Consider the following 14,982-nt stretch of genomic DNA (forward strand, 5'->3'; position numbering starts at 1 on the left):
AAAACCATCGCAAAGCTTTTTTAGTTCAGTTGATAAATACTTCACTTTATTATATTTCTGACAATTTAATAATGTATAGTTTACAATACATTTTGTATATGTTAGAATACATTATAGGGGTGGATATATTGAAAAACCGCAAAGTAAATAACAATGTTCGCTATTACCGGCGATTAATCGACCTAACACAAGTAGAATTTGCTGAGAAAATTGGTGTACACAGACAAACAGTTATTGCCATTGAGAAACAGAAATATGAGCCATCAATTGGTGTAGTACTAATGATTTCTTTGGTATTAAATGAACCAATTGAAAAACTGTTTTTTTTTCATGAAGAATAAAGAATTAAGGAGGAAATTAATATGCGTTCAAAAAAATGGATGGTTTTAATTTTTTACACATACTTATTCTTATCACTTGTATATTTAAGCTACACTGCATATGGTAGAGGGGATAATTTTTGGATTGTTTGGGGAGTAGTATCTCTAATTTTAGGTTATCAGGCCATCCGATTCTTAATTGATAAAAAGAAGGATGGTTGGAATAGTAGCTATGTAGTGGCGGATCGTCGAATTTTAGGGAAAATTAAATTGTCATTGGCGATATCTTATGTATTTATTATGTTATTTTTGTTAATCGGAGCTTATGGATTACATCAAGGGTTCTTTATATTTGAACCATTTGATACGATAATTGCTGCCATTATTTTTAGTTTTTTGGTATTTATGATTTCTCAAATAGTACAACAATTTATTAAATAACAATTAAAGGTTGTTTAATTTCATTTTAATTCTTCTATATATGGTGTACGTACAACAAGACACCATATAGGAGGAATTTTTTTATGACAGTAATGAATGCATTATCTTTAAACGCACTGGAACAACAAACAGTAGTGGAGAAAATTAAAGGTCGAGTTACATCGAAGTTTAACCTTGCAGCAGATTTTTCTAAATTAAAAGCAAGTAAGGTTGATTTCGCTCCAGGAAAGGTTCAAACAAAGGCAAAGGAAAAAATGATTGGAAGTCTATATAGTGTTCCAATCAAGACATTCGAAGGATTAGATGGAGAAGTTCAATATGTAGAATTAAATGAGACTTATTTTTATAATGTTGCAACGAAAACCAAAAGTACTAATCTATTAAAATCACTACAACAGAGTACTACTACCGATAATGAAAAACTAGGAAGAATTGCCAATCATCTAACAGCTGAAGGCTATACAATTAAAAAAGATGAAGAGTATGTTATTCAAAATCAGAAAACTGCTTTTGAGAAAGAAATTGAAACTTATAGTGAATCAACATCATTATTTATTTGGCCTATTTACAAAAATGAAATTGAGATTGGTTTACTTGCTGTCGATGAAAGCAGTAATATTCCTGTTGCATTTTTAGGTGTGGAAAGAACCTTTATCAATGAAGACAATGAAATTGTAACAGTTCAGGCAAATACGTGCTCTCTAACATGGGCTGAATGTATGGATCAAGAATTATGCTCTGGCATTATTGACTGTCTTATTTGGGCAAGTTCTTGTATTGGCATGTGCTGTGGATGTCTTAACCCGTTGATTTGTATTGGATGTGTTTCATGTGGAGTGAAGATAGCTAGTGCTGCATGGACTTGTCGCATGTGCGTTTCTAACGCATCACGACCGAATGAATGTCCGACGAAGTAATAAAAATTTAGAACGCAACGATATTTAGTTGCGTTCTTTTTTTGATTGTAAAAAATAAATCAATCCAGCTAGTTATACCATATATAGAGGTTAAACTCTGTCAGAAAAGGGTTCCTCAATTTTACTTTTTCAGGGCCAAATCTAATAGCTAACTTTTTTAAAGGAAATATTTAAAAAAGGTTGTGATATTTAGGATTGCTTCTTCTATATATACTATACAAATTTTATTGGGGGTGTTGGAGAGTGAACTATACTCAACAAGTTAAATTATTAGTAAAATCTAATTCTTATAATGAAGAGATATTAAAAGATGAAGTAACTAATAATATTACTAGTATTGGTGCTAAGTACTTTTGGGAACAAGGATATACAGGTAAGGGGGTTGTTGTAGCAATATTAGATACGGGTTGCAACTATAATCATTTAGACTTAAAGGATCGCATTATTGGTGGGTATAATTTTACAAATGAGTCAGATGGAGAAGTTACTATATTTGAAGATTTAAACGGACATGGTACACATGTAGCTGGAACAATAGCAGCTTCTTATAATAATTTAGGGATAGTCGGGGTAGCCCCTGAAGTAAGTTTACTAATTTTAAAAGTCTTAGATTATAGAGGTAGTGGGACAGTTGATTCATTGGTTAAAGCCATTGAATATTCTATAAATTGGACTGGTCCAAACAAAGAAAGAGTTAACATTCTATCCTTATCATTAGGTCTATCGATATCTAAAGAAAGTCTTCATAATGCAATAAAACAAGCCATTTCTAATAATATTGCCGTTGTTGTAGCATCTGGTAATGAAGGTGATGGAGATTTATCAACTGACGAATATACTTATCCAGCGGGATACGAGGAAGTGATAGCTGTCGGTGCTATTGATAATAATAATAAAGTTGCCAATTTCACGAGTACTAATAAAGAAGTAGATATTTATGCTCCAGGAGTTGATATTAAATCAACATATTTAAACACTGATTACGCCGATTTATCCGGGACTTCTATGGCTGCTCCACATGTAACAGGGGCATTAGCATTATTAATAAATAAATATGAAAACTTAATAAAATCAAAACCTACAGAATCGCAACTATTTAAGTATTTAATGCAGTACACAGACAATGTACAAATTGGGGATTCCGAAGAAACGATTTCTATTCTTAATCTATCAAAAGACGTTAATATAGAGGGTGATTATATTAAAAAACCCGAAGATTTACTAGATAAATCATTACTTTTTAAATGCTTTTGTGAAGCTCGAAAATCTCAAGCCTTTTTTACTCAATGCCTGAAAGAGAATTCATCAGAATATGAAAGGGAATTTCTAGTATCATTGATTCAAGAATCTGCTTCTACAGTAAGACAGATTAAAAATCTTATGTAAAACATTTGAATACGATCTATATAATGTTAAAATAATCTTAGATGTAAGTTATGGGTTAATGTGGTTAAGCGTTCTTTTTTTAAGATAAAAAGAACATATGCTCTTTTTTTTTAACCGAAAATAGGAACATACGCTCTAATTTATTAATAAATAAGAACGTTTGTTTTATTGAAGGGGTGCTTTTTATGTTTGAAAATGCATGTGCTGAAGAAAAAATCAGGAGATTTGAAGTGGAAAATCCGGAGTTGTTAAATAACGACTTGGTGATTTCCTTTCTGAAAATACCAACTTACAAGAATATTTATACAGAAACGATATCAAATCCTACACCTGAAAATATGAAGAATTTAGATATTTTATTTAAACAATTTTATTCTAAAATTCGCTTTATTTCTCATATTTCTACAACTCTTAAATTTAATTCTATTAATTATGACAAACGAGTAAGGCTTATAAATTCAAGGTTTTCTCCTACCTTAGATGCTTCAATTAATTCTAATGAAGGTGATGAGACATTTCTCGATTTAATAGTTGACGAACAATCTTATAACCCGCTTGATGAGATAGTTATAAATGATAACTTAGATGAACATATAACCTGTCCAATATTGTATGGCGCTTTGAATTCATTAACCAAAAAGCAAAAGGAAATTATAAATTTAGCATATGTAGAAGGATTAAGCGATACAGAGATTGGCCAGAAATTATACAAAACTCAGCAAGCAGTCTCTAAAACTCATAAGAAAGCTTTGGAAAATATGCTAACTTATATCGAGATCCATAAGAATAAAGGGGGGAAAGGAAATAAAAAGGGGGTGGATTAATGATGTTAACAGAACCACCAGAATGGATTATGTTAATTGGAAATTTTGGATTCCCTATTGCAATAACGGTATATCTATTTATTAGATTCGAAAAGAAAATAGAAAACCTTGAAATAAGTATTAATCACTTATCAGAAGTTATTAAAAGCTTAAGAAAGGATTGAAAATAAATGCCGCAAGAATTGATTGCTCTTGTAGAAAAATCGAAATATGATGATAAGGCTTTATTAACAGTTTTAAGTTATTTTGAACCTAAATTGAAACATTGTCTCTATCAAACTCATCCACATTATAGAGAAGATTTACGACAAGATTTACTTATTAAACTAGTTAATACTATAAAAAAATATGATGTAAATTCTGTTCCAGGATTCTGGGAATTGAAAAAAAAATATAGTGACCAACAAAATTAAAATATATACAATTATTTCTTTTCTAAAACGGTCAAATGATCAACGTTGGGCCGTTTTAGTTTTAAAAAGGTTGTTATTTTAATAGCTTTTATTTCTTTATTATATATGATTTTCCTGGTGGCATAGCCAAGTGGTAAGGCCAAGGTCTGCAAAACCTTTATCTTCGGTTCGAATCCGAGTGTCACCTTTTATAACATTAATACAAAAAGGAGAGTGACTCCACCCACATTAATTTATTTTATAAAACAAAGTTTAGGAGGAAGATTATGGCGGAAATCATTGTATACTCAAATAACAGTTGTGGATTTTGCATTCAACTAAAGAAATTCTTAACAGAGAAAGGGATTGCTTTTGAGGAAAGAGACATTAATAGTAATGCTATATATTTTCAAGAATTTAAAGCACTAGGCGCAACAGGCACACCATTTACAATTATAAAAGATGCAGGAGAGATTGTTCTAACAGTCAGCGGATTTAACAAGGAAGAACTTTCTAATATCAATTATAAATGAATGTTTACCAGAGTTACATTAAAAAAATACTTAATTTCAACCAAGCATTGCTTCTATTTGGGTTTGACCCGAATAAAAGAATGTGATACATTAAATCCATATTTGTAGATTCAACTTTCACGCTTAACCAGACGGTAGAGCGATTACTCAGCACTTTCTTAAAGAGTGTTCAAAACGAATTCATTTACAGGGATTCGTCTGAACTATTTGAGAAAGTGCTTTTTGTTGTTCTCAAATAAAAAGGAGGGATTTATATTAGCTCAAATGATAAACAATTAGAAGGGCTATGGATGGATCTAGAAAACATACCGTTTGACGAAAATGAAGGCGGAGAAATGGTTATTTCAGAAAAATGGTTGCATTTCAATGTAGGTACTAGTCGAGAGGCTATTTGGCATTGGTTTGATCAAAGTTATTCCAAAGGTGTACATTATTTGCTGTATAACGAGTTTGAATAATTAATTCTAGGGACTGCAATTGTAATTCCATTTATTGAATGAACTGATAATCACTTAAATATTTTATTAGTCTTCTCTGAGAGGCCCAGGCTAATTGTTATTGGTTTTATTCAAAAAATAATGTAGAGGAGGAAATTATGTGTTTTGTTATGAACAGTAATTAAATCTTTGAAAATCAAATTATAAACTGAAAGAGGGAAATTATTATGCAATTTAATCATGTTAGTGAGAATAAGAATGCATCGTACATTTATGGAATTGACCGTGTTGGAGGGCTTTTTATAACTATATCAACAGAAGCGGAACTACAGAATTTCACGCAGTTTTATCCTTTCAACAAGCGTCTTACATATTCTTCAGTTATTGAATATGTACCAACTTCTGATTTAGAAGCAATTAGAAATACTTCAATCGGAGAGTATAAGGTTTTCTTTGAACTTACAACTAGTGAAGATTTTAAAGGAGAACTTAAAGAGGAGTTAGTGCTTCACTATGGTGGTGACCATGACTTTGTTGTTAATACGTGGGGCGATTTGTTCGACTTAATGGCCTATTTTAATAAGGATGTATTTTTCACTGAAATGACGTTAGTCAGTCAAGATGGTAATAGCGCATTTGGCCATTTTATTACTTGGGAAAATGAGTGATTGCGTGCGTCTTAATGCCATTTCTAGAAAAGGAGAATAAATATGCCCCAATTACAATATCAAAAAATAGTATTTGCCTCTGGCTTACGTGTTCCAAAAGAAAAAAGAGAACCAAATTTACATTATTATGATGTCAGCCATGAAGATGGCAGTTTTAGACCAGTTATGGTAGCTAAACTTTTAACAATAAATCATCTTGGAACGATTGCTGTTAAAAAACCTTTATCCTTAAAAACTGGCGGTAATTATTTGTATTTAACAGAAGCTCAAAAAGATGCAATTTTAGAGATTATCTAACAATATATAAGCACTTTCTTCAGAAGTGAACAATGATATTGCTGTAATAGCAATTCTCAGTTCTATTTTTTAGAAAGTGCCTTTCTTTTTTATAAAGCTTTCACTTAATTCAAGGAGGATTAAATAAATGAATAATCACGTTATATTTTTTAGCGGTGGTATAGCAAGTTTTGAAGTTGCTCATTATGTTAAAACTAACTATCCAAAGGACAATATTTTACTTTATTTTACGGATACACTTTGGGAAGATGAGGATCTTTATAGATTTATTTATGAGGTTAGCGATAAGCTTGAATTGCCACTACTGTATCATTCAAGAGGAATAAACCCCATTCAATTAATGTTTAAAGAAGCAACAGTTTTTAATAGCAGAATTGGACGCTGTTCGACTGTATTAAAAATGGAAGTCGCTCTAAATTACTTTAAGCGTGGTTTGAAGCCGAAGATTTTTAAGTATAGAAATAAAAACTATTTAAAACAAGAAATCGATCCATTACATGACTCATTCATTTCAAAAACTATTTTATATTTCGGTATAGGATGGGAAGAAGAACATCGAAAAAGAAAAATCGCTTTAAATTGGCAACCATACGAGGTGAAAATGCCTTTAATAGATGAACTGATTGATAAAGGTGCAGCATTAGAAATTTACAACATCAAAAAACCTAGATTGTATGATTACGGCTTTGCCCATAATAATTGTAAGGGACGCTGTGTAAAAGCTGGTCAGGCTCACTATATAAACCTGTTACAACAATTACCGGAGCTATTTAAGGAAACCATGACGCAGGAATTTCATATGAGTCGATACGTTGCAGCAAGCCACTATATAAGGGCTACGAAGTACCTTCCAGAGAGCGAGGTTATTCCCTTCGATACCCAAGAAATCCTTTTGAAAGAATTAAATGATGCTTATGCTGATTATTTTAATGGTATTACCACTAAACCTAATGTATATGTGCATCCTTGTATTACAGCGACAAAATTTGAAACAGAATTATTGCTAATTGAGTATGGATTTAAAAAGAATAGAAAAGGGAAATGGAAGAGAGTTAAATTTCAGGAAATGCGAAAAAGTAAACATTTCATGAAATTGAATGAATCAAATAAAAAGCTTAAGCTGTTTGAAACAAGACATCTTAAACCGACTAACTATTCATTCATGAAAAAGAGAAGCAAAGGTATTTCTAGTGCTTATCCATTAAGAAATTTCTATTGGGATGTATTATCTGAAGGATTACAAAATAGACCAACTATGGTTCATAAACAAAAAAGTAAACAGTTCGACTTATTTGAATTTGGTGGGTGCGGTTGTTTTGTTGATTTTAGCGATATTGAATCATCTGTATGTGATGTAAGTAATAATTAAAACAGGCATTAGATATGTCTGCTTCGTATGTATTAATACAAGCATACAATATCATAATAAGACTAATTAAAAACAAATTTTTAATAAACAATTCAAAGTACTAAGCATGATTTATTAATTAGTATGTGTTAGTATGTAATTAATAATCCTGCAAATAGGAGATGAGAAAATCATGAGAACTATGACAATTCAAGGTGTAATGAAATTGGCACAAGAAACTCAAACATTTGCTGATATTGCAGTTAGAGCATATAACGATAAATTTAATGATCCAAGTAAACGTTTAAATAAAAATGGTACTCGAAGACCGCGTATTAAAGAAGAACAAGAAGCTTTAGATGGGTTCTACTTGAAATGACGGTTAGTAGAGAAGAATTAATTAAAAATACTAAGCAAAAATTACTTGCTTTAGCTTCAATTAAAGAACAGAAATTTAAAGTTATGATGGAAGCGGCAAAAATACTAACAGAACATATGGAACATCACAATCCATATAATCGTATTCATGCGCAACCTATAATAGTTGGAGGCTTATCAGTAGAGATTTATACACAAAATAACTATACAACACGTGATATAGACATTGTATCTTCTTCCAGCATACGACTTCGTGAAGATTTAAAAGATATGGGGTTTGACAAATCATCACGTGTTTTTGTACTAGAAGAGTTGGAGTTAGTTATTGATGTGGTTGATAGTGAATTATATGGGGATTATGACAAAGTAACGAAGTTTCAGTTTATTGATGAAAATGGAGAAGAAGCATACGTTTATGTAATCTCTATTGAAGATATCATTTTAGATAGGCTAGATGGTAGTGAACATGAAACCAACAGATATTGGGGATTCAATATGTTAAGTCGCTATTTTCATATGGTCGATTTAGATTATATGAAAAAAGAAGTATCTACTAAATATAAAAGCACCCAGGAGATGTTTGATTCATGGGTTGAAGTAATAGAGAAAGAGAAAGAAAAGCAAGAAGAATAAACAAAAGAGATCTTGAATTAAATATTCAAGGTCTCTTTTTTATTTATTCGATCGATTTGTTTAATAAGTAACTCTATAGTTTCAAAAAGGTTCTCTTTAGCTATATTGGAAAGTGCATCACCAAAGAAAACTAATTCATTTTTATGCTTAACTTCTTCAAGTATAGAATCTAATATTATTGCAATATCAATATCATCAATGTTAGGCAAACTATCACGTCCAAAAATGAAATCAAACGATACATTATAATAGTTTATTAGTTTCTCTAAATGCTTAAAATCAGGACTTCTTTTTGCACGTTCATAAGCTGAATATGCTGGACGCGTAATATTAAGCATATTTGCAATATCTTGTTGTGTTTTATCTCTAGATTTTCTTAAATATTTTAATCTATTTGCTAAGATTATATCAATATCTATAGATTGAAAGTCGTTCATATTAGAATCTCCTTGGCTGCTTAAATTAAGGGTGATATTGGCTTATTATAGCAATCATATATAGGGTTGTCTAAAAGAGGATAGGAAGGGCATTGGGAAGTCTACTCAGAATGAAAAACCAAACTATTTCGTACCCAGAATTTAAAAGTAGGTTTACTGTTTTTCATTTGAATAGATTTTGAATTTTATAGTTTTAAAATTGCAAAGGTACGATAGAATATACATATGAAATATTAAAATTATTTATTACCGTTTAGGAAATGGATAAGGAACAATTATAAATAAAGAAGCTGCTAAGTGAGAAAAAATGAATGTAGTTTTGAGGAAGCGGTATTATTTTTATCTAATAGGGGGATATATTAATGATATTAAATATACTAATACCAGTTGTATCTTTCACACTGGGGATTATTATTATTGGAACTTTCTATGTTCGAAATAATTCGAAAAAATTGGATTTTATAAGGACACTATTACTGTTACTACTATTTATAAGTAACTCTTTTTTATATAGTTTTGTATTAATAAACGATAAATCATCAAACGTATGGGCATCATTATTCATTAGTGCATCACTTATTATGATCCCGGTTATTATAAAAAAATGGCGAAATTTAAAAACAAGTGAGAAAGAAATATAACCGAATTAAGAGGATAAGGTATCATAAAATGTGAAAATTATCTTTAAATAAAAAGATAGCTAAGTAAGTCCATATTTAGTATTAAAATGCTTGTTATTACATGAGTACTTTTGTCTTGGTAATTAACACTCCTTCCTTGTTTTTCTAGTATTATTGTCTTATTAATCATGAGATAATGCTAGATAAGGGGGGGATATACAATGTTATTTACTCCAATAAGTCCAATTTTACTACAAATGGGTAACAATGATGAAATAGTGGATGATCCGAGTTGGATTTATGATATAAAATGGGATGGTTGGCGCATCCTTTTACACAAAAATGGGGATAGAGTCGAAGCATTTACACGTCATGGAAATAATGTAACCGCTAAATTTCCTGAGTTACAATCTGTAGGAAAGTCAATTAAGAATCATACAGCTATCATTGATTGCGAAGGTGTAGTTTTACGAAATGGTGTATCTGTATTTGAAGACTTCGCATTCAGAGGTAGACTTTCAAATAGAGATAAGATTGAGCAAGCTACTATAACACATCCAGCTACATTCATTGCATTTGATATATTAGCGACTGAAAAGCCTTATACACATCAACCTTTAATTGAACGTAAGGAAAAATTAACATCAATTATCGAACCTTCAAATAACATACTTGTTACCCCTTCAATAGTTGGTAATGGTAGAGAAATTTTTCAACTAACTAAAGAAAAGGGTATGGAAGGAATCGTAGGTAAACGAAGCGATTCAATTTATCGAATTAATCAACGATCACATGATTGGTTAAAATATAAGCATTTTAAAATAACTGATGTTGTTATTTTAGGTTATAAAGAAAATCCATTTACAATGCTAGTAGGTACACGATTAAGTAATGGTAAATATAAGCCCCTTGCTAATGTCGAGTTTGGATTTAAACCTGAAGAAAAGGTTGCCTTTAGACAAATCGCTAAACAGATTACAACGAAGGTAGACCACAATATGGTGTGGCTAGAGCCGAGTTTATATTGCAAAGTTCAGTATCTAGAAAAAACTAACACGGGATCTTTAAGAACAGTATCGTTTAAAGGATTTAGTTTTGAAAAGCCCCTAGATGCAGCTTTGTAAAAAAGTTAGTACGTTTATTAAGAAGTTTGATACAAATCACCTCTGTAGTTATTCATTGAGGTGATTTTTTATTTGACATTTGAAGTCGCTTTAAACTACGAGAATGTCCGGTGTAGTTTTATAAAAAGGAAACAAATATTTGGTGTAATAATAAAGCGTTGGAACCAAATTCACCATGGTTAATCATTCTATATTTGATATAATTGTGTTATGTAATTAATACCAAATTATTAGAGGTGAAAAAATGTTGCCATTGATTATAGTTTTACTAATATCATTTTTTATCTTTGTTAAAATTTCTAAAATGGTTAGTAAAACTGTAGCTGTTTTAATAGATTTTATTCTTTTAGGAGTATTCACTTCCTATTCATTACATGAAATTATTACGGTAAAAATAGCAAGTGGGAAAGCAGTTTACTTTTGGGATGCTTTATTTTTTATTGTTCCTTGCGTACTATACTATATTGCTTTAAAATATCTAGTTATTTACTTTCCTAGAGTATCTAGAATTTTTAATTTCATTATCTCTTGGATTGGAACACTTTTAGTATACACAATACTCTGCTCCATTTTCATAGGAGATAGTTTCCCGAAATTGTTAAACAATGATTTTTTCAGTGGATTCACTAATTATATAATTGTTTCTATACTTGCGATTGTAACATTCAACATTAGAAAAAATGTATTTGCTAATGGGAAGATAGTTGAATAGCTAGAAAACAATGATTTTTTTCCATTTTAAGTGGGAAAGCATTAAGAAAGAAAAGGAGGGAAATAATGCAAACTAATGCTGCTGAATATTTAAAGTCCTTTAATTTAGAATTAGATGATATGTACAAAAGGACAAGAACTTCTAGACATACGTGATTATATTTGCTTTGTAAAACCTTGAAGCCTTAGTATATGCGTCTGTAGATTCATGTCCATATTCAACAGCAACATTACAACTGTACGTGGACAAGAACTTCCGGACACTCAATATGCTATTAGATAAGCAATCTTTAATAATTTGTCTAAAGGTTCTTGTCCAAAAATAAAGACAAGAACTTTTAGACTTTGTATAAAAAGGACAAGAACTTTTAGACATTTTTATTTTTGTCTGGACATTCATGTCCAAAATTAAAAACAAGAATGTCCGGATTTGATGTTAAAAGGACAAGAATGTCCAGACATCACTGTCCAAAAAATAAACTGTCCGGAAGTTCATGTCCGAAGTGTCTGCAAGTTCTTGTCCATATACATGTCCATGTACAGTACGTGGACAAATGTTTGTAGGAGGGGGGCATAGGATGATTTTTCAGATATTCGCATAATAGAAATTTTACGAATATCTGTAGCGATGAAAAAGCTAGTATGGTAAAATTGATATAGAGGTGAAAAATTTGGAGATACTAATGATTTTACTATTAACATCATTACTGTGTTTGTCTATTGGGTCTTTGCTACTTCGAAAGAATCCATTAAATCAATTGAAACTCGAAATTGTCTGTAATTTTACCATACTTATCATTTTAATTCTAATCTTATTTAAAACAGACGAATTTTATATTGTGTTATTTAGTATATTGTGTGCTATTCCTGTAGGTTTAACCATTCCGTTGAAGACTAAACGATTGAACGCAATGAAAAGTGTTTAATCTTAAAAAGGAGGTTAAGTAAATGATTTTAGAGAAAAGCGTCTCAAGACTCATAGAAAATTCTTCGATTCTTAATGAAAATGGTGATATTAGTATTTGGAATGAGGGTATTGTTCCAATTTCTTTAATCAATAAAATGGTAGAAATCAGAAAAATTAAAAGTGAAAACTATAACATTAATATAAAAAATTGGTCGGTTGAAGAACATGCAAGTCGAATTGCTTACTTTATTCTACAGAAAGAAATAGAACCTATTCAATTGATTCAGATATTTAATCACCCCTTCTACAGTAATGGTGATTTCATTATTCATGATGGATTTCATCGTTTAACATCATATTTTATTAGCAATAGAGAAACCATCCCCTGTAAATTAATTGATGGTTTCACGGAAGACTTTACAGAGTTTTTAAACTAACCGGGATTAAAAAGATTTAATTAAAGTATTTCACAATTAAAATTAATTGGTATGCAGTGTTCCCATATTTGTTTATGAGATGTTTAGATTTGTATTAAGTTAATTTTAATATGTTATTAAAAAATGGATGTGATTACTTATATGTATCCGATACCTGAAAGAACAATGAAACCTAAAAAACAAAAGGTTGCTGCTAGATTAAAAGCTATCCAAAAAGAGAATATACTACCATTGTCGGAAATGGCAAAAGTATTAGAAATACCAAAATCTACGCTCAATTCTTATCTTAGAGGACTAGCATTACCCCCACTGCCAGTTGCGGAAAAAGTAATGGGACTTTGCCACCGCGGGTTAACAGTAGAATGGTTTTATTATGGGGACATAGTTGAATATATAAGGGATTATTTACGATATAAAGGACATGGTAAATTTCTCGATAGCCACTTAAATATTGCAGAGGCAGTATATCTGATGTATGACATAGCTACCTGTGGCCCAGATCCATTTGAAGAAGTAAATCCAACTGATGGAGATATAGATATTTATTTTATGAGGCTCTACCGCCAATATAAAGAAATCATTTAATAAAAAATATAACGGAACAAATGTTCGTAAAAATTGTATTATACGAATATCTGTTCTCATTAGAGGTAAAAGGAGTGATTTTTTTGGCACTTACTCAAGAAGAACAAAACATGCTACGATTAGCCAAAGAAAATTTAAAAGACCTACCCTACTACATTTCCGAGTTTTATGAAGAGAAAGAAGATAACTTCTCAGTCAATACCCTGTCGAAGTACATATACGAATATAAGACCTTTTTCAACTGGTTAGTGGTTGAAGGTATTGTTAGCGTTAATAACGCTAAAGAAGTACCATTAGAAGCCTTAGATGGGCTCCGTAAAGATATTGTTAAAACCTACTTTGACAAATTGAATAATGAGAATATTGCTTCTGAAATAAAGCAAAAACATAAAGTATATGAAACAAGAAAAGACACTACTGTTAACCGTGCAAAAAGCGCTCTACGTTCATTGTTTAAGTATTTAGTTAATGAAACGGAAAATGGTGCAGGTGATACTTACATTGAGAGAAATGTAATGGAAAAGTTTCCGCTAAAACGTATAAAGGTCTCTGCTGCTACAAGAGCATCTGCATTAAACGATAAAATATTAAAACAGAACCAGATAAAAGGATTTTTAGAATTCCTGCATAATGATTATGAAAACACAATAGCTGATAACCATCGGAAACTATCTACTTTCAAGCGGGATAAGGAACGAGACTTTGCTATTTGTTCACTATTTTTAGGCAGTGGCATTCGATTAGCTGAGTTGGTCTCTTTGGAAATAAATAATATTGACTTTCATAATATTAAAATTTCTGTTGAACGAAAAGGTGGCGCACATCAAACCCTTTCAATCACAATCGACTCGTTAATGGCCATAGAAAGATACCTAGAGGTGCGTAACAAACGATACTTAGGTGCAGAGTACTCCCCCTTCCTTTTCGTAACAAGTCATGGAGGGATAAAGAATATTTCACACCGGGCTATTCAAGATATGGTCCAGAAATACACTTCTGCTTATTTAGAACAAGTTACAAATTCCAAGAGTGTAAATGGACTTTCGCCACATAAATTGAGACACTCCTTTTCATTGGTTTATTATGAAGAGAATGATGGCGATATTAAATTATTAAGCGATCAATTGGGTCACTCTAACTTAAATACCACAAGCCTATACGTTAATATGGCCGATGAAACAAGAGCAAAAGCTATGGAACGTGTTAGTGAAGCTTTGAATAATGACCATTTTTCAAATGAGTAACTTAACGTGTCGAAGGAGAAATGTTTATGAGTAATTTAGTTTCTATCTTTAAAATGGATAAGAAATGTCGTAAATATGTTGAAGTATATCGTATTCCAGAAGTGAATGAAGATAAAGTGAATATGCTATTAAAGAATGTTAATATTGACACTCCAGATGAAGAAGTTAAATCGCTTTTTAAGGGGCTTTGTGATGTACGGACAAAATCAGATTTCAAGAAAATTCGTAGAAATAGAATTATAATAAATCTATTAGGTAATACCGTTCTTATAACATGGTTAATTCTCCTTTTTTACAACTACTGGCGCTTAAATAATTAAATAAAAACGTGCTTTAAACTCCT

21 protein-coding genes and 1 tRNA gene are annotated in these 14,982 nt (G+C 31.0%); 21 read left to right on the top strand and 1 reads right to left on the bottom strand.

The window, feature by feature from the left end:
* The 15 genes from ACOMCU_RS25040 to ACOMCU_RS25110 form a co-directional block, all read left to right on the top strand.
* Positions 1-341: helix-turn-helix transcriptional regulator (locus ACOMCU_RS25040; protein WP_421051820.1), on the top strand; the 341-nt coding region annotated here is incomplete at its 5' end.
* 21 nt (positions 342-362) lie between these two features.
* Positions 363-761, top strand: a complete 399-nt coding sequence (locus ACOMCU_RS25045) for a hypothetical protein (protein WP_421051821.1) — start codon at positions 363-365, stop codon at positions 759-761.
* An 83-nt stretch (positions 762-844) separates the two neighbouring features.
* A complete protein-coding gene (locus ACOMCU_RS25050) occupies positions 845-1,678 on the top strand; it encodes a hypothetical protein (protein ID WP_421051822.1) in 834 nt (277 codons plus the stop codon).
* 243 nt (positions 1,679-1,921) lie between these two features.
* A complete protein-coding gene (locus tag ACOMCU_RS25055; protein ID WP_421051823.1) occupies positions 1,922-3,064 on the top strand; it encodes a S8 family peptidase in 1,143 nt (380 codons plus the stop codon).
* A gap of 185 nt (positions 3,065-3,249) precedes the next feature.
* Positions 3,250-3,888 (top strand): sigma factor-like helix-turn-helix DNA-binding protein, encoded by a 639-nt coding sequence (locus ACOMCU_RS25060; RefSeq protein ID WP_421051824.1) that lies wholly within the window; start codon positions 3,250-3,252, stop codon positions 3,886-3,888.
* Positions 3,889-3,890: 2 nt separating this feature from the next.
* The gene (locus tag ACOMCU_RS25065) at positions 3,891-4,052 is read left to right on the top strand and encodes a YvrJ family protein (RefSeq protein WP_421051870.1); all 162 of its coding nucleotides are present in this window, start codon (positions 3,891-3,893) and stop codon (positions 4,050-4,052) included.
* 6 nt (positions 4,053-4,058) lie between these two features.
* Positions 4,059-4,301 (top strand): helix-turn-helix domain-containing protein, encoded by a 243-nt coding sequence (locus ACOMCU_RS25070; protein ID WP_421051825.1) that lies wholly within the window; start codon positions 4,059-4,061, stop codon positions 4,299-4,301.
* A gap of 116 nt (positions 4,302-4,417) precedes the next feature.
* Positions 4,418-4,488: transfer RNA gene (locus tag ACOMCU_RS25075), tRNA-Cys, on the top strand.
* A gap of 79 nt (positions 4,489-4,567) precedes the next feature.
* Positions 4,568-4,813 (top strand): glutaredoxin family protein, encoded by a 246-nt coding sequence (locus tag ACOMCU_RS25080; RefSeq protein ID WP_421051826.1) that lies wholly within the window; start codon positions 4,568-4,570, stop codon positions 4,811-4,813.
* Positions 4,814-5,103: 290 nt separating this feature from the next.
* Positions 5,104-5,271 (top strand): hypothetical protein, encoded by a 168-nt coding sequence (locus ACOMCU_RS25085; RefSeq protein ID WP_421051827.1) that lies wholly within the window; start codon positions 5,104-5,106, stop codon positions 5,269-5,271.
* Between the two features lie 206 nt (positions 5,272-5,477).
* Entirely contained in the window at positions 5,478-5,918 is a 441-nt protein-coding gene (locus ACOMCU_RS25090; protein WP_421051828.1) for a hypothetical protein, read from the top strand.
* A gap of 42 nt (positions 5,919-5,960) precedes the next feature.
* Positions 5,961-6,215: an LPD28 domain-containing protein gene (locus ACOMCU_RS25095; RefSeq protein ID WP_421051829.1), complete on the top strand. Its 255-nt coding sequence runs from the start codon at positions 5,961-5,963 to the stop codon at positions 6,213-6,215.
* 127 nt (positions 6,216-6,342) lie between these two features.
* The gene (locus ACOMCU_RS25100; protein ID WP_421051830.1) at positions 6,343-7,584 is read left to right on the top strand and encodes a phosphoadenosine phosphosulfate reductase family protein; all 1,242 of its coding nucleotides are present in this window, start codon (positions 6,343-6,345) and stop codon (positions 7,582-7,584) included.
* A gap of 172 nt (positions 7,585-7,756) precedes the next feature.
* Positions 7,757-7,942, top strand: coding sequence for a hypothetical protein (locus ACOMCU_RS25105; RefSeq protein ID WP_421051831.1), 186 nt, complete (start codon positions 7,757-7,759; stop codon positions 7,940-7,942).
* The gene (locus ACOMCU_RS25110; RefSeq protein ID WP_421051832.1) at positions 7,939-8,574 is read left to right on the top strand and encodes a DUF6036 family nucleotidyltransferase; all 636 of its coding nucleotides are present in this window, start codon (positions 7,939-7,941) and stop codon (positions 8,572-8,574) included. The genes ACOMCU_RS25105 and ACOMCU_RS25110 overlap by 4 nt, the downstream gene beginning before the upstream one ends.
* A 17-nt stretch (positions 8,575-8,591) precedes the next feature.
* Here ACOMCU_RS25110 and ACOMCU_RS25115 read toward each other — a convergent pair whose 3' ends face one another.
* Positions 8,592-9,011, bottom strand: a complete 420-nt coding sequence (locus ACOMCU_RS25115; RefSeq protein WP_421051834.1) for a helix-turn-helix domain-containing protein — start codon at positions 9,009-9,011, stop codon at positions 8,592-8,594.
* Positions 9,012-9,852: 841 nt separating this feature from the next.
* Between ACOMCU_RS25115 and ACOMCU_RS25120 the strand changes: the two genes are divergently transcribed.
* From ACOMCU_RS25120 to ACOMCU_RS25145, 6 genes are all read left to right on the top strand, one after another.
* Positions 9,853-10,755, top strand: a complete 903-nt coding sequence (locus ACOMCU_RS25120; protein ID WP_421051836.1) for a DNA ligase — start codon at positions 9,853-9,855, stop codon at positions 10,753-10,755.
* Between the two features lie 244 nt (positions 10,756-10,999).
* Complete coding sequence (locus tag ACOMCU_RS25125; RefSeq protein ID WP_421051837.1) at positions 11,000-11,467, top strand: hypothetical protein; 468 nt, start codon at positions 11,000-11,002, stop codon at positions 11,465-11,467.
* A gap of 947 nt (positions 11,468-12,414) precedes the next feature.
* Positions 12,415-12,810: a hypothetical protein gene (locus tag ACOMCU_RS25130; RefSeq protein WP_421051838.1), complete on the top strand. Its 396-nt coding sequence runs from the start codon at positions 12,415-12,417 to the stop codon at positions 12,808-12,810.
* Between the two features lie 123 nt (positions 12,811-12,933).
* Positions 12,934-13,395 carry a helix-turn-helix domain-containing protein gene (locus tag ACOMCU_RS25135; RefSeq protein ID WP_421051839.1) on the top strand — a complete coding sequence of 154 codons (462 nt, stop codon included), beginning with the start codon at positions 12,934-12,936 and terminating at the stop codon, positions 13,393-13,395.
* A gap of 83 nt (positions 13,396-13,478) precedes the next feature.
* On the top strand, positions 13,479-14,639 hold the full coding sequence (gene xerS, locus ACOMCU_RS25140; protein WP_421051840.1) for a tyrosine recombinase XerS: 1,161 nt from the start codon (positions 13,479-13,481) through the stop codon (positions 14,637-14,639).
* A 26-nt stretch (positions 14,640-14,665) separates the two neighbouring features.
* Entirely contained in the window at positions 14,666-14,959 is a 294-nt protein-coding gene (locus ACOMCU_RS25145; RefSeq protein WP_421051841.1) for a hypothetical protein, read from the top strand.
* Positions 14,960-14,982: the final 23 nt, after the last annotated feature.

The sequence above is a fragment of the Lysinibacillus sp. UGB7 genome (genome assembly GCF_049058285.1).
Classification (GTDB): Bacteria; Bacillota; Bacilli; order Bacillales_A; family Planococcaceae; genus Lysinibacillus; species Lysinibacillus sphaericus_B.

Bases quoted from the DNA above. Each gene is read 5' to 3' on its own strand.
- ACOMCU_RS25045 (WP_421051821.1), top strand. From the start codon at position 363: ATGCGTTCAAAAAAATGGATGGTTTTAATTTTTTACACATACTTATTC.
- ACOMCU_RS25050 (WP_421051822.1), top strand. From the start codon at position 845: ATGACAGTAATGAATGCATTATCTTTAAACGCACTGGAACAACAAACA.
- ACOMCU_RS25060 (WP_421051824.1), top strand. From the start codon at position 3,250: ATGTTTGAAAATGCATGTGCTGAAGAAAAAATCAGGAGATTTGAAGTG.
- ACOMCU_RS25065 (WP_421051870.1), top strand. From the start codon at position 3,891: ATGTTAACAGAACCACCAGAATGGATTATGTTAATTGGAAATTTTGGA.
- ACOMCU_RS25070 (WP_421051825.1), top strand. From the start codon at position 4,059: ATGCCGCAAGAATTGATTGCTCTTGTAGAAAAATCGAAATATGATGAT.
- ACOMCU_RS25080 (WP_421051826.1), top strand. From the start codon at position 4,568: ATGGCGGAAATCATTGTATACTCAAATAACAGTTGTGGATTTTGCATT.
- ACOMCU_RS25085 (WP_421051827.1), top strand. From the start codon at position 5,104: ATGGATCTAGAAAACATACCGTTTGACGAAAATGAAGGCGGAGAAATG.
- ACOMCU_RS25090 (WP_421051828.1), top strand. From the start codon at position 5,478: ATGCAATTTAATCATGTTAGTGAGAATAAGAATGCATCGTACATTTAT.
- ACOMCU_RS25095 (WP_421051829.1), top strand. From the start codon at position 5,961: ATGCCCCAATTACAATATCAAAAAATAGTATTTGCCTCTGGCTTACGT.
- ACOMCU_RS25100 (WP_421051830.1), top strand. From the start codon at position 6,343: ATGAATAATCACGTTATATTTTTTAGCGGTGGTATAGCAAGTTTTGAA.
- ACOMCU_RS25105 (WP_421051831.1), top strand. From the start codon at position 7,757: ATGAGAACTATGACAATTCAAGGTGTAATGAAATTGGCACAAGAAACT.
- ACOMCU_RS25110 (WP_421051832.1), top strand. From the start codon at position 7,939: ATGACGGTTAGTAGAGAAGAATTAATTAAAAATACTAAGCAAAAATTA.
- ACOMCU_RS25115 (WP_421051834.1), bottom strand. From the start codon at position 9,011: ATGAACGACTTTCAATCTATAGATATTGATATAATCTTAGCAAATAGA.
- ACOMCU_RS25120 (WP_421051836.1), top strand. From the start codon at position 9,853: ATGTTATTTACTCCAATAAGTCCAATTTTACTACAAATGGGTAACAAT.
- ACOMCU_RS25125 (WP_421051837.1), top strand. From the start codon at position 11,000: ATGTTGCCATTGATTATAGTTTTACTAATATCATTTTTTATCTTTGTT.
- ACOMCU_RS25130 (WP_421051838.1), top strand. From the start codon at position 12,415: ATGATTTTAGAGAAAAGCGTCTCAAGACTCATAGAAAATTCTTCGATT.
- ACOMCU_RS25135 (WP_421051839.1), top strand. From the start codon at position 12,934: ATGGATGTGATTACTTATATGTATCCGATACCTGAAAGAACAATGAAA.
- ACOMCU_RS25145 (WP_421051841.1), top strand. From the start codon at position 14,666: ATGAGTAATTTAGTTTCTATCTTTAAAATGGATAAGAAATGTCGTAAA.